The following is a 12,984-nucleotide window of genomic DNA, read 5'->3' as shown; positions in this document are numbered from 1 at the left end:
CGTCCCGTTCTGAGGTGTGGGGGTCGTAGGGTCTCAGCCTACGAGCGCGTCCGGCTTTCCCTTGCTCCGCGGGCGTTCCTCGACCATCTTGCCCCACACGATCATGCGGTACGTGCTGGTGAATTCGGGCGTGCAGGTGGTCAGCGTGATGTACCGCCCGGGCTCCTTGAAGCCCGACTGCTTCGGCACCGGATCGATCACCGACACGTTCGACGGCGCGGTCTGGGGCAGGATGCTCGCCATCTCGTACGTGTAGTACGCGTCCCGCGTCTCGACGACGATCGGGTCGCCGGGCTCCAGCCGGTTGATGTAGCGGAAGGGCTCGCCGTGCGTGTTGCGGTGACCGGCCACCGCGAAGTTGCCCTGCTTCTCGTGGGGCATCGCCGTCTTCAATGAGCCCTCGGAGTAGTGACCGACCATGCCCCGGTCCAGGACCTTGGGCTTGTTGATGCCCTCGGCGACCGGGACGACCACGTCCAGCTTGGGGATGTACATGATGGCGAACCCCTCGCCCGGCTCGAACGCGCCCGGGGCGCGGCCCTTGGCCCAGGCGTCCTCGATCTGCTCCTTGGCCCGGTCGGTCTGCTGGCCGGCGCGGACGTTCGTCCACCACAGCTGGTACGTGACGAACAGCAGCATGACCACGCCGAAGGTGATGAACAGCTCGCCCACCACGCGGCTGGCGACGACACCGACGCTTTCCTTGCGGGCCCGGGCGGCCCGGCGCGCCTCGACGCGCGAGAGCGGGGCGGCGGGGACCTCGGAGACCGGCTCCTGCGCTCCTCTGCGGCCCTTGCCCCTGCCCTTGGCGGCCCGGCGGCGTTCGGCCCTTCCCGGGCCGGGAACGGGCGCGGGAGAGGGCTCCACGGTGCGCAGGGCCATCGTCTCGTCGTGCGTGTCGTCCGGCGTCACGGCGGAGGTGCGCGTCTCCTCGGACGGGATGGCGTAGGTGTCGTCGTGCGTCGCGAACGCGGGCTCAGGTGCCGCCATCGGCTCGTAGGCCGCAGGCTCGTACGCAGCCGTCTCGTACCCCGGTGCCTCGTACTGCGGCGCCTCGTACTGCTGCGTCTCGTACCGCGGTGGCACCTCGTACCGCTGCGGCGCCGGCGCCGGTATCGGCTCGGGCTCCGGCTCCGGGTCCGGCACGTTCGTCGCCCGGAACCACGGCGACCCCGCCGTCACGCGACGGCCTTGCCCACCACCGGCGCGAGCCCCGCCGACCGGCCCACCGCCCCCTTGTCGCCGCACTGCTCCAGCCAGTTGGCGAGCATCAGGTGGCCGTGCTCGGTGAGCACCGACTCGGGGTGGAACTGCACGCCTTCGACGGGCAGATCACGGTGGCGCAGCCCCATGATGATGCCGTCGTCCGTCCGCGCGGTCACTTCGAGCTCGGCCGGGAGCTCCGCGGGCTCGGCGGCCAGCGAGTGGTAGCGCGTCGCGGTGAACGGCGAAGGGAGACCGGCGAAGACGCCCTTGCCCTCGTGCGTGACGAGCGAGGTCTTGCCGTGCAGCAGCTCGGGGGCGCGGTCGACGACACCGCCGTACGCCACCGCCATCGACTGCATCCCCAGGCAGACGCCGAACACGGGCACGCCGGTCGTGGCGCAGTGGCGCACCATGTCGATGCAGACGCCGGCCTGTTCGGGCGCGCCGGGGCCGGGCGAGAGCAGGACGCCGTCGAAGCCGTCCTGTGCGTGGTCCGGCCGGACCTCGTCGTTGCGCAGCACCTCGCACTCGGCGCCGAGCTGGTAGAGGTACTGGACGAGGTTGAAGACGAAGCTGTCGTAGTTGTCGACGACGAGAATCCGCGCGCTCACTATCGGTCCACCGTCACATCGTTGAACGGAAGCAGTGGCTCCGCCCAGGGGAACACGTACTGGAAGAGGGCGTAGACGATCCCGAGGACGAGGACGAGCGAGAGGACCGCCCTGACCCACGCGTTGCCCGGCAGATGCCGCCAGATCCAGCCGTACATGACGTCCACTGCCCCTTCCGTTCGTTACGGGCACCAGAGTACGGGGCATCGGCGCCGTGAGGGGTCAGCCGGCCAAAGCCGGTGGCTTGCCCTGCGTCACAGGCAGGGTGGTGTCCAGGCGCGCCCAGGCGATCAGCCGGTGGCTGCTGCCCCACTCGGGTTCGCAGGTGGTGAGGGTGAGGTAGCGGCCGGGCCGGTCGAAGCCGGCGGCGTTCTTCCTCAGGGGGCTCGGCACGGGGTCGATCACGCCGATGTCGGTGGGCACGGTCCGGTACGGCTTCGTGGTGACGCGGTACGTGTACCAGGTCGTGCCGTCGGTGAGGACCACCGCGTCACCCGGGCGCAGCCGGGGGAAGTCCTTGAACGGATCTCCGTACGTGCGCCGGTGGCCCGCCACGGAGAAGTTGCCGGTCTCGCCGAGGCGGGCGGTGCCGGCGTAGTGGCCGAGGCCCTTCTTCAGGACGGCCGGGGAGGTGCCTTCCAGGACGGGCCACTCCCAGTTCCGGCCGAGGCGGGGGATGTACATGACGGCGATGCCCCTGCCCGGTGCGTACGCCTTCGGGGGCGGTGTGGCCGTCGCCGTGGGGCCGGGTGCGGGTACGGGCTGCTCGACCCACTCGCGCTGGAGGGTGTCGATCTGGCCGGCCGTGGCCCCCTCGGCCCGGACGCCGGTCCAGAACATCACGTAGACGACGAAGAGGACGATCAGGGCCCCGACGGTGATGCACAGTTCGCTGAACGCCCTGACGATCAGTCGCACCGCCACCGGCCGGGCCTCCCCGCAGTCAGCTCACAGGCTTCGCGTAGTGGAGATCCACTGTGCCGGAGTAGCCGGGGAGAGTCACTGCCCTGTGCTCGTCCACTTTCCAGCCGAGCCCGTACGCCTTCACGTACAGCTGGTAGTTCTGGACGGCGGGCGAGTCGGCGAGCGCCTTGTTCAGCTTTCCCCGGTCCCCCACAGCGGTGATCTTGTACGGGGGTGAGTAGACGCGGCCCTGGAGGATCAGGGTGTTGCCCACGCAGCGCACGGCGCTGGTGGAGATGAGCCGCTGGTCCATGACCTTGATGCCCTGGGCCCCGCCCTTCCACAGGGCGTTCACGACGGCCTGGAGGTCCTGCTGGTGGATGACGAGGTCGTTGGCCTGCGGTTCGGGGTAGCCGGGGGCGGCCTGGGCGTTCGGCGGAGCGTCGTTGAGGGTGACGGTCAGGCCGGATCCGGAGGTCGGGGTGGTCCCGGCGGCCGTCTCCAGGGCGCGCAGCTTCTCGTCCTCGGCGCGGGTGGAGCCGTCGTCGCGGGCGGCGAGGGCGTCGACCTGGCCGCGCAGGGTGGCGGTGGACTCGTCCAGGCCGGCGTTCTTGTGGCTGCGTTCCTGGATCAGGTCGGAGAGCCTCAGCAGTGAGGCGTCCGTACGGATGTTGGTGCCCTTCGCGGTGTTGAAACTGGTCACGAAGATCAGTCCGGCGAGGGCGAAGACGGCAGCGGTCAGCACCCGGACGGGGCGCCACCTGGCGGGTCGGCCCGGCCCGGGGGCGGAGTCGGCGGAATTGCTCAACGTACCCTGATCCCCTTCGGTGCCGTGGAACCACTACGCTAACGGACGCCCGGGGGACGCAGTGGTCCTCCTACGTCACCCAGCCGTCCCGCCCCGGCGCCAGCCACAGTTCTCTGCGCGGTCACGCAGCGCATCGACAGGAGAGTCCCTCGTGCCGAAGTCACGTATCCGCAAGAAGGCCGACTTCACGCCCCCGCCCGCCAAGCAGGCCACCAACATCAAGCTGACCAACCGCAGCTGGGTGGCTCCCGTGATGCTGGCGCTGTTCGCGATCGGGCTGGTGTGGATCGTCGTCTTCTATGTCACCGACGGCACGCTGCCGGTGAAGTCCCTCAACAACTGGAACATCGTGGTGGGCTTCGGCTTCATCGCGGCGGGATTCGGCGTCTCCACCCAGTGGAAGTAGCCCTCCCGCGTCCCGCTCGTCAAGCCCTGCCCTGAACTTATCCACAGCGTTGTGCACAGCACTGGATAACTTACGAAGATCTGTGGATAACTCCAGGGCAGGTTGACGCCGGTGTGACTGCCGCGCCTCTTCCGAATGAGCACCCCGCCCCTCGCCGCGCTGGAAAAGCCCAGCTCAGCGGCGGGGGGCGCAGTCGTTTCCCCCGGCCTGCACACATCCCGCCACGCGCTGTGGATAACTCTGGGGAAAGCTTTCCCGGCAGCTCGTCCACAGCCCTTGACGCTCAGGTGAGCGCGGCCGAGCGGGCCAGCACCATGCCGAGGTCGACGAGCAGGACCAGTCCGCAGGCCGCGTACTGGATCACGTTCCGCCGGGCCCTCGGCGCGTGCAGCAGGCCGTAGGCCACCAGGGCACCACCGACGAGGCCGCCGATGTGCGCCTCCCAGGAGATGCCGGGGCGGGTGAAGGTCAGCAGCAGCGACAGGCCCACGAAGAGGATCACCGGCCGCATGTCGTACCGCTGCCTACGGGTGAGCACCGCCCAGGCGCCGATCAGGCCGAAGACGACGCCGGAGGCCCCCAGGGAGGGCTGGTTCGGCGCGGCGAGCAGATAGGCGAGCGCCGAGCCGGAGAGGCCCGAGAGCAGGCAGAGCATGGCGTACCGGATCCGGCCGAGCTCCGGTTCCACGATCCCGCCGATGACCCACAGTCCCAGCATGTTGAAGACGAAGTGCGCGACCTCCTGGTGGAGGAAGGCCGAGGTCAGCAGCCGGTACCACTCACCGTCGGCGACGCCGACCACCTCGCCGAGCCCAGGACTGTAGGCGAATCCGATCAGCGTCAGCTCGTCCACGAGCCGGTCGCCGGCCACCTGGACGGCGATGAAGAGGGCGAGGTTGACGGCGATGAGGATCTTGGTGATCAGCCGCCCGTCGGACGCGACGCGGCCACCCGCGAGCGTACGGGGCTGGTTCGCGTCGGGCGCGTGGCCCGTGCCGGAGCCGTTCCGTACACAGTCCGGGCACTGGAAGCCCACGGAGGCGGAGACCATGCACTGCGGACAGATCGGCTTGTCGCAGCGGGTGCAGCGGATGCCAGTCTCGACGTCCGGGTGGCGGTAACAGCGCGGCAGGCCGGACTGCGGCTCCATGGAGATCCCTCCCGAGGAGATGGGGCGGCGAGGCAGCGCCCCGCCCTCCTGATACGGACGGACGGGGCGGAAAGGTTCCCACGGGAACCGGCTGACGGTCGTGCGGGACCGGCTGACGGCCCGATGGCGCCGGACCGGCTGACGGCCCGATGGCGCCGGACCGGCTGACGTCGTGCGGTCAGCGGGTCTCGATGACGACGGACTCCAGGACCACGTCGTCGAGCGGGCGCTTGGTGTTCGCGTTGACCGGCGTCGCGGCGATCGCGTCGACGACCTTCTTGCTCGCCGCGCCGACGACCTCGCCGAAGATCGTGTGCTTGCGGTTCAGCCAGGTCGTCGCCCCGAGGGTGATGAAGAACTGCGAACCGTTGGTGCCCGGGCCCGCGTTGGCCATCGCCAGCAGGTAGGGGCGGTCGAAATAGAGCTCCGGGTGGAACTCGTCGGCGAACTCGTACCCCGGACCGCCCGTGCCGTTCCCCAGCGGGTCGCCGCCCTGGATCATGAAGCCCTCGATCACCCGGTGGAAGACGGTGCCGTCGTACAGGCGGTCCGCGGCGACATTTCCGGTGGCCGGGTGCGTCCACTCCCGCTCGCCCCGCGCGAGCTCGGTGAAGTTTCTGACCGTCTTCGGGGCGTGGTTCGGCAGCAGCCGAATCTCGATGTCGCCCAGGCTGGTCTTGAGAGTGGCGTAGAGCTGCTCGGCCACGGTCCGCCTTCCGTAAGTCTCCACTGACGCGCATCGCATCCTCGCACGGAAGAGACAGGGGTATGCCCCGGATGCCCGCCCCGCATGCCGGACCGCGTCAGGGCAGGCATGATTTCGAAATGGGTGGAAAGGCGAAAAACCGATAAGGCCACCGACGAGGAGGATCCCGTGACCCGGATGGACAGCGTGCGCGCCGCGACCGATTCGGCCAAGGACAGCGTGCTGCACGCCGCGGACGTGGTGGCGCCCTACGCCGGCACGGCCAAGAACCAGGCCGTGCAGTACGCCGGCACGGCCAAGGACCACGCCACGCACTATGCGCACGAGGCACGCGTCCGGCTCGCGCCGAAGGTCTCGAAGGCGGCTCGGCGGGCTCGTAAGCAGGCTCGTAAGCAGTACGCCTGCCATGTCGCCCCGCATGTACCGCCGCGGGTCGACGAGGCCGCGCAGCGCGCCGCGAGCGTCACCCGCAATGCCGCCCGTCAGGCGGCCGACTACACCGTTCCGCGTGTCGAGCACGCGGTCGCCGCGACCGGTCCCGTCCTCGACGAGGCGGGTTCGCGTTCGGTGGCCGCCTGGGCCGCGCTGCGCGGACAGGTGACACCGAAGGAAATTCGGAAGATCGTGAGGAAGCACGAGCGTCGGGCCAGGGCCGGACGCCTCGCCAAGGGCCTCGCGGTCCTCGGCGTACTGGCCGGCGGCGCCTTCGCCGCCTGGAAGTGGTGGGACAAGCAGGCCAACCCGGACTGGCTGGTCGAACCGCCCGCTCCCACCGAGGTCGATGAGGGCATGTCGGAACCGTCGTCCCTGACGCCGCCGCTGTCGTCCGTCGACGGCAGTGGGGCTCTCGATCCTGAGGTGGAGGCCAAGGAGGCCGAAGCCGGAAGCGAGGCCGAGACCGACACGGATCGCGACGATCGTCGCTGACCGCGGGCTGCCTCCGGGTGGTGCGGTGGGGCGTTGTGCGCTGGGACCTCGTACGGCGGGACCTCGTGTGAGGGAGCCTCGTACGGCGGGGTCCCGGGCGGTGAGACCTCGTACGACGGAGCCTCCTGCGGGAGGGCCTCGTACGGCAGGGTCCCGTGCGGTGGCGTCTGCTGCGGTGCGGTCTGCTGCGGTGGTTCGTGGGGCGCGGGGAGCATGTCGACTCCCTGCGCCCTACTTCGCCGTCGCGGCGAGTGCGAGCTCCGACAGCTCCTCCGTCGGGTCCGCGAGAGCGGTCTCGACCGGGGGGTCGGCGCGCAGGTGACGGACGGAGGGCGAGGAGTTGTGCGCCTCGGCCCGGATGCGCTGCTTGATCGTGGGCGGCAGCGCACGGTCTCGCGCGGCGGGCCATTGAGAGGCCCTTCGCTGTGCCGGTACGGCGGCGAGGGTGCGCGCGCCGGTGGTGGCGGAGGAGGCCGGCTCCTCCGGCTGCTGGACGGCGGGAGCCTGAGCGGCGGTGGCGGTGCTCGCCAGGCCGACGGAGGCGAGCAGGGCGAAGAGTACGGAGATGAAGGCGGTCCAGAACTGCTTGACCTTGGCGGTGGCCATGGCCCCTCGCTTTCGTGACGTTCTCGGATGGTTCAATTCGAATTGCGCGCTTTTCGTACCTTCCTCATGATGTGGACGAGCGCCCCGATTTCTCGGAGCGACGCCATCCCCGCGCAGTTCTTCCGATGAACACCACTCGTCCGGCTCAGTGGGCGCCGACGACCTCCGTGACTCCGCCGGTGGCGGGCGCCTGCGCGCGTGTTCTCTCGGCCCAGCGGACGGCGGGCTTCGTCGCCACAGCGGCCACCAGGAAGATCCCGCCGAGAACGAGCCAGCCGGGCATGCCCCAGCTCACCAGGAGCGTCGTGACCAGCAGCGGACCGAGGGTGCGGGCGACCGGGACACCGGTGCCGTAGAAGCCCTGGTACTGCCCGATCCGGCCGGCCGGCGCGAGGGCGAAGCCGATCTGCCAGGACCCGGCGGAGTGGCGCATCTCGGCGGCGACCTGGAGCGCGGCGCCGAGCGCGAGGACCGCGACGGTCGTCCAGGGCCCGAGGCCGGCCCCCGTCACCGCGAACACGGCGCAGGAGGCGAGCATGACGGCCCCTGAGCGGCGCACCGCGCGCGTGGCCTGGGGAAGTCCGGTCACCGCCCTCGCGGTCCGTACCTGGAAGAGCATCACGGCCGCCGTGTTGAGCACGAACAGCGCCGAGACGATCCAGCCGGGCGCCGAGGTCCGCTCGACGATCCACAGCGGCAGGGCGAGGCTGAGCAGCGGGAGCCGCAGGAGGAGCAGCGCGTTGAGGAGGGTGAGCAGCGCGTAGGGGCGGTCGCGGAGCACCGCGAGGCGCGGTTCGCCGCCGGTCACCGCCGGGGCGGCGGGCACGGACGGCAGGCCGCGCAGCACCAGGGCGCAGAGGAGGAAGCCGGCCGCGTCCAGCGCGAAGACGGACAGGTACGCCTGACGCGTGCCCGCGTGCAGGGCGAGGCCGCCGATCCCCGCGCCGACGGCGAGGCCGGCGTTGAGGATGGACTGCAGGCGGGCCAGCACCTCCGTACGGGCCGAGGGCTCGACCAGGCCCGCCAGCAGCGCCTGGCGTGCGGCGGCGAGTCCGCTCTGGGCGGTGGCGTACACCGCTGCCGCGATCAGGAACGGCACGAAGGAGCGGATGAAGAGGAACGACGCGACGGCCGCCGCGGTCGCGAGCGCCAGCAGCACGGCGGTCCCGCGGGGCCCGCGCCGGTCGGCGAGGTGGCCGAGCCAGACGCCCGCGACGGAGCCGACGGCCCAGGCGAGCGTGAGCCCGAGGCCGATCTGCGCGGCGGACAGGCCGACGATCCGGGTGAAGTAGAGCGCCGAGGAGACGTAGAAGGCGCCGTCGCCGATCGCGTTGCTCAGCTGGGCGTGGAGGAGCGCTCGCGGAGCCCGTGAAGCCAGCGGGGCCCCGGCTCGGTGGAGGGGGTTCGGCATGTCCACGACGCTAGGGCGGTATGGCCCAGGCCCACAGGTCCATTGAGCGCCCAGGGATCTGGGCCACTTGCAGCCCCGCGCCCGGCCCGGCGGGGCGTCCACCGGCCGCCGGCCCGCGTCCGAGAACGCAGAAAGCCCCTCCGATCTGCGTTTCCACAGACCGGAGGGGCTTCTCCGGTGGAGCCTAGGGGAGTCGAACCCCTGACATCTGCCATGCAAAGACAGCGCTCTACCAACTGAGCTAAGGCCCCGGAACGAGAACAGAGTACCGGGTCACACCCTCTTTCCCGCAAAAGGATTGGGACTCCCGGTCGGCGACCACGCTCCGTAAGATGCTGACGAGGTTCGCAGTGGCGAACCGCAGGGATGGGGAGAAGTAATGGACGCAGTGCAGCAAGAAGCCACGGCCAGAGCCCGCGAGCTTCAGCGCAGTTGGTACGGGGAGCCGCTGGGGGCGCTCTTCCGTCGCCTGATCGACGATCTCGGGCTGAATCAGGCGAGGCTCGCCGCTGTGCTCGGGCTGTCGGCGCCCATGCTCTCCCAGCTGATGAGCGGCCAGCGGGCCAAGATCGGCAACCCGGCCGTCGTGCAGCGCGTCCAGGCCCTTCAGGAGCTCGCCTCGCTGGTCGCCGACGGTAGCGTCAGCGCCGCCGAGGCCACCGACCGCATGGACGAGATCAAGAAGTCCCAGGGAGGCTCGGTGCTGACCGGCACCAGCCAGACCGCCACCAGCTCGGGCGCGCCGACCGTCCGCCGCGTGGTGCGCGAGATCCAGTCGCTGCTCCGCTCGGTCGCCGCCGCCGGCGACATCATCGATGCGGCCGACTCGCTCGCCCCGGCCCATCCGGAACTGGCAGAGTTCCTCCGGGTGTACGGCGCCGGGCGGACCGCGGACGCGGTCGCGCACTACGAGTCGCACCAGAACTGACGCGGAACAGCAGCCGGTCCGTCGGAGCGGACTCGGGACGACGGGGAGCGGGCGCAGCGCAATGGGTGAGGTCTTCGCCGGTCGGTACGAGCTGATCGACCCGATCGGCCGCGGTGGCGTCGGCGCGGTGTGGCGTGCGTGGGATCACCGGCGCCGCCGCTATGTGGCGGCCAAGGTGCTCCAGCAGAGCGACGCGCACACCCTGCTCCGCTTCGTCCGGGAGCAGGCGCTCCGGATCGACCACCCGCACGTCCTCGCCCCGGCCAGCTGGGCCGCCGACGACGACAAGGTGCTGTTCACCATGGATCTGGTGGCGGGCGGGTCGTTGGCGCACGTCATAGGTGACTACGGTCCGCTGCCGCCGCGCTTCGTCTGCACGCTGCTGGATCAGCTGCTCTCCGGTCTGGCCGCGGTGCACGCGGAGGGGGTCGTGCACCGCGACATCAAACCGGCGAACATCCTGCTCGACGTCACCGGAACCGGGCGGCCGCATCTGCGGCTGTCCGATTTCGGCATCTCGATGCGCAAGGGAGAACCCCGGCTCACCGAGACCAACTACGTGGTGGGGACGCCCGGTTACTTCGCGCCCGAGCAGATGATGGGAGCGGAACCGGACTTCCCGGCCGACCTCTTCGCGGTCGGCCTGGTCGCGCTCTATCTGCTCCAGGGCCAGAAGCCCGACTCGCGCGCCCTGATCGAGTACTTCATGGCGCACGGGACGCCCGGAGCCCCTGAGGGCATTCCGGAGCCGCTGTGGCAGGTCATCGCGGGTCTGCTCCAGCCGGACCCGCAGGCCCGTTTCAAGACGGCGACGGGCGTACGCAAGGCGCTGACCTCGGCGGTCGAGATGCTCCCCGAGGCCCGCCCGGACGAGGAGCCGGTCGAGGTCTTCGACCAGATCGGCCCGCTGCCCCCCGGTTTCGGCCCGAACGGCCCGGAGTCCCCGGCCACCTCCGCCCCGGCCCCCGTACAGCCCCGGACACCGACGCAGCCGCAGCCCCAGCCGCAGCAACAGCAGCCGGTGCCGAGCCCCTCCGAGACGGGCAGCTTCCATCTGCCCCCGCCCCCACGGCCGGTCGCCGCCCCCACGCAGCCCCCGGTCCCCGCCCCCTCCGCGCACACGGCCTCCCCCCATCCCGCCGTCGCGCCGGAATTCGCCCAGGTCCCGACGGCCGCGGTGCCATATCCACAGGCCCCGACGCATCAGTACACCGCTCAGGCCGGACAGGTTCCCGCCCAGGTGACGCCTGCCGCCCCGACGTCGGCGACCGCCCCGGCGCCGGCCCCGGCGAAGCGACCGGGACCGCCCCCGAAGGTGGCGATCCCGGTCCTGGCCGTCGCGCTGATCTGCTTCGCGGTCGGCATCTGGGCGCTCACCCAGATCTGATCCGGGGCCTACCAGGCCGTCGGCGGGCCGAACTGCGGCGGACCGTCCTGCGGCCCGTGGGGCGTCTGTCGCGCCGCCCGGCGCCGCCCGGCGAACGTCCACAGGCCGAGCCCGACGATCAGTACCGTTCCGGCGCCGAGCCCGGCCGCCGCGACCACGACCATGCCCGCGTTCTTCTGTGCCTGCGCCCCGCTCGCTCCACTGGCCGCCGCGTCCCGGTCGTCGTCGGTGACCTTGAAGATCCCGGCGTCCCCGGCGTACGCGGGAGCCGCCTTCGCCGTGCCGGTGACGTTCACCCGCAGCGTCAGCGGCACCGGCTTGTCCCCGTACGCCTTGGTGATCTCCGGGCTGAGCGTGGCCGACAGGTAGTACCAGCCCGCGAACCGCATGGCGTTCGTGTAGCTGTTGGAGGCGTACCGGTTCTCGAAGGCGACCGGCCGGTGCGGGTCGAGCGCCAGCGTCGCCGGCTTGCCGTCGTAGCTGACGGTTTCCTGGTCGACGTGGCCGCGGGCCGGGTTGTCTAGCGACAGCACCAGCGCGTTGCTCACGTACTCGGTGGCACCGGTGGGGCTGCTTCCGAGCTCCGCCGTGGCGAAGATCTGCTGCCCCCAGTCGACGGGCACCCGGTAGAAGAGCGTCTGCCCGGGCTTGATGTCGGCGCGCCACTCTCCCTGCTTCAGCGAGGTGGCGTCGTGGAAGCCCGCGCCGCCCTGCCGCTTCTGCGGGCCGCCGGAGGGCGGCGGAGGTGAGGAGGAGGGCCAGTTCTCGGGCAGCGCCGTGGGGCCGGTCTGCTGCACCCCCGGCTCGGTGAGGTACCGGATCTCCAGCTCCCAGTCCTCGGGCGTGGAGAGGGCCTTGGAGGTCCGCTCGACCAGTACGTAGTAGGCGCCGGCACGCTGGCAGGTGGAGCGGTCGGGCTCGATCGTGCGGTGGGCGTACGCGGTGATGGGCCGGGTGAAGCCGGCGGACTCGAACGACGCGTCCTGGTAGCCGCACTGGGAGCCGGAGCCGTCCTGCAGGCTGACCTTGATGCCGTCGCCGTACTCCGCCTCGCCGCCGGGCCTGGGCACGGCGACCACCGACACGTACGCGTTCTGCTGCGCGTCGAGATCGACCCGGTAGTAGAGCTTGCCGTCCTTCTCGATGCTGTCGCGGTAGCTCTGACCGGCCTTCAACTGCTGCGCGTCCAGGCTCGATGCGGCCCCCTGGACCGGCGTGGCCCCGTCGTCGAAGGTGTACGGGTTCCCTTCGGCCGCCCATGCCGCACCGGGCAGCGCCGCGGCCGTGAACACCGCCGCCGCTGCCAGCGCGGCCACCGCCGTACCCGCCGCCGCGGCCCGGGACCCGGCCGCCCGCAGCCTCCCGCTCCGCCAGTTCACGCGCTTCCTCACGCGCCTCTCCTCGTGTCCGTAGCCGTCCCGCCCCGTGCGGCCGCAATGACGGTCCATCCTGCCCCGCCCGCCCCTCCGCTGTCTGCGCGGGTGGACGATTCGCCCGGCTCGCCGGATCCGAGCCCGACCGACTCCACCCCTTGACCGAGGTCACTCAATTTTGCTCTCGCAACCTCATCATTCGCGGGGGTGAACCCAGGAGGGGGGTGTCACGTGCGGGACGGAGGCCCCTGAACGGCATGAAGCCCCGGCCGCGATCGCGGCCGGGGCTTCACCCTTGGACAAGCTGCGTCTCAGACACCCGAACCTGCGGGCACGGAGTCGGTCGCCTCCGTCCACAGATCCTGCTCGGCGCGATCCGCCTGGATCTGGCGGTACACGAGGAGCCCGCCGATGGCGGCCAGTGCGACCAGGAGAAGCTTCTTCACCGCGCGACCTCGTCTTTCGTTGACGTAGGAGACTTCTGACGCCCACTCTACACACCGACCGATACCGATCGGTGACCTCCCCGAGCAGCCGTTCCCCCGCACAAACCAATCGGCCG

At 70.9% G+C, this 12,984-nt stretch carries 15 protein-coding genes and 1 tRNA gene; 4 read left to right on the top strand and 12 right to left on the bottom strand.

The window, feature by feature from the left end; genetic code table 11:
* Positions 1–33 precede the first annotated feature (33 nt).
* From ACZ4VW_RS12170 to ACZ4VW_RS12150, 5 genes are read right to left on the bottom strand one after another with little or no spacing between them, the layout of a single operon-like run.
* Entirely contained in the window at positions 34–1,182 is a 1,149-nt protein-coding gene (locus ACZ4VW_RS12170; RefSeq protein ID WP_467961200.1) for a class E sortase, read from the bottom strand.
* Entirely contained in the window at positions 1,179–1,817 is a 639-nt protein-coding gene (locus ACZ4VW_RS12165) for an aminodeoxychorismate/anthranilate synthase component II (RefSeq protein ID WP_467961199.1), read from the bottom strand. The genes ACZ4VW_RS12170 and ACZ4VW_RS12165 overlap by 4 nt, the downstream gene beginning before the upstream one ends.
* Positions 1,817–1,984: a hypothetical protein gene (locus ACZ4VW_RS12160; protein ID WP_467961908.1), complete on the bottom strand. Its 168-nt coding sequence runs from the start codon at positions 1,982–1,984 to the stop codon at positions 1,817–1,819. Before ACZ4VW_RS12160 ends, ACZ4VW_RS12165 begins: the two co-directional genes overlap by 1 nt.
* A gap of 55 nt (positions 1,985–2,039) precedes the next feature.
* The gene (locus ACZ4VW_RS12155; RefSeq protein ID WP_467961197.1) at positions 2,040–2,741 is read right to left on the bottom strand and encodes a class E sortase; all 702 of its coding nucleotides are present in this window, start codon (positions 2,739–2,741) and stop codon (positions 2,040–2,042) included.
* Between the two features lie 19 nt (positions 2,742–2,760).
* Positions 2,761–3,528 (bottom strand): DUF881 domain-containing protein, encoded by a 768-nt coding sequence (locus ACZ4VW_RS12150; protein WP_467961195.1) that lies wholly within the window; start codon positions 3,526–3,528, stop codon positions 2,761–2,763.
* 151 nt (positions 3,529–3,679) lie between these two features.
* Between ACZ4VW_RS12150 and crgA the strand changes: the two genes are divergently transcribed.
* A complete protein-coding gene (gene crgA, locus ACZ4VW_RS12145; protein WP_355110690.1) occupies positions 3,680–3,934 on the top strand; it encodes a cell division protein CrgA in 255 nt (84 codons plus the stop codon).
* 283 nt (positions 3,935–4,217) lie between these two features.
* Here the strand turns inward: crgA and ACZ4VW_RS12140 are convergent, their stop codons facing one another.
* Entirely contained in the window at positions 4,218–5,084 is an 867-nt protein-coding gene (locus ACZ4VW_RS12140) for a rhomboid family intramembrane serine protease (protein WP_467961193.1), read from the bottom strand.
* Positions 5,085–5,262: 178 nt separating this feature from the next.
* Positions 5,263–5,790 carry a peptidylprolyl isomerase gene (locus tag ACZ4VW_RS12135; RefSeq protein ID WP_467961192.1) on the bottom strand — a complete coding sequence of 176 codons (528 nt, stop codon included), beginning with the start codon at positions 5,788–5,790 and terminating at the stop codon, positions 5,263–5,265.
* A gap of 168 nt (positions 5,791–5,958) precedes the next feature.
* Between ACZ4VW_RS12135 and ACZ4VW_RS12130 the strand changes: the two genes are divergently transcribed.
* The gene (locus tag ACZ4VW_RS12130) at positions 5,959–6,717 is read left to right on the top strand and encodes a DUF5324 family protein (protein WP_467961868.1); all 759 of its coding nucleotides are present in this window, start codon (positions 5,959–5,961) and stop codon (positions 6,715–6,717) included.
* A gap of 231 nt (positions 6,718–6,948) precedes the next feature.
* Here the strand turns inward: ACZ4VW_RS12130 and ACZ4VW_RS12125 are convergent, their stop codons facing one another.
* The 3 genes from ACZ4VW_RS12125 to ACZ4VW_RS12115 form a co-directional block, all read right to left on the bottom strand.
* Positions 6,949–7,323, bottom strand: coding sequence for a DUF6344 domain-containing protein (locus ACZ4VW_RS12125; RefSeq protein ID WP_467961190.1), 375 nt, complete (start codon positions 7,321–7,323; stop codon positions 6,949–6,951).
* A gap of 145 nt (positions 7,324–7,468) precedes the next feature.
* Positions 7,469–8,734: an MFS transporter gene (locus tag ACZ4VW_RS12120; protein WP_467961188.1), complete on the bottom strand. Its 1,266-nt coding sequence runs from the start codon at positions 8,732–8,734 to the stop codon at positions 7,469–7,471.
* 178 nt (positions 8,735–8,912) lie between these two features.
* Positions 8,913–8,985: transfer RNA gene (locus ACZ4VW_RS12115), tRNA-Ala, on the bottom strand.
* A 128-nt stretch (positions 8,986–9,113) separates the two neighbouring features.
* Here ACZ4VW_RS12115 and ACZ4VW_RS12110 point away from each other — a divergent pair.
* Together ACZ4VW_RS12110 and ACZ4VW_RS12105 are read left to right on the top strand one after the other, a co-directional pair.
* On the top strand, positions 9,114–9,662 hold the full coding sequence (locus ACZ4VW_RS12110; protein WP_467961186.1) for a helix-turn-helix domain-containing protein: 549 nt from the start codon (positions 9,114–9,116) through the stop codon (positions 9,660–9,662).
* 61 nt (positions 9,663–9,723) lie between these two features.
* A complete protein-coding gene (locus tag ACZ4VW_RS12105; protein WP_467961184.1) occupies positions 9,724–11,049 on the top strand; it encodes a serine/threonine-protein kinase in 1,326 nt (441 codons plus the stop codon).
* 8 nt (positions 11,050–11,057) lie between these two features.
* Here the strand turns inward: ACZ4VW_RS12105 and ACZ4VW_RS12100 are convergent, their stop codons facing one another.
* Together ACZ4VW_RS12100 and ACZ4VW_RS12095 are read right to left on the bottom strand one after the other, a co-directional pair.
* Complete coding sequence (locus tag ACZ4VW_RS12100; RefSeq protein ID WP_467961182.1) at positions 11,058–12,440, bottom strand: hypothetical protein; 1,383 nt, start codon at positions 12,438–12,440, stop codon at positions 11,058–11,060.
* Between the two features lie 293 nt (positions 12,441–12,733).
* Positions 12,734–12,868 (bottom strand): DLW-39 family protein, encoded by a 135-nt coding sequence (locus ACZ4VW_RS12095; protein ID WP_003958712.1) that lies wholly within the window; start codon positions 12,866–12,868, stop codon positions 12,734–12,736.
* Between the last annotated feature and the right edge of the window lie 116 nt (positions 12,869–12,984).

The organism is Streptomyces sp. NPDC029139, assembly GCF_055564335.1.
The sequence above is the reverse complement of the archived record's forward strand: the minus strand, read 5'-3'. Positions and strand labels throughout refer to the sequence as shown.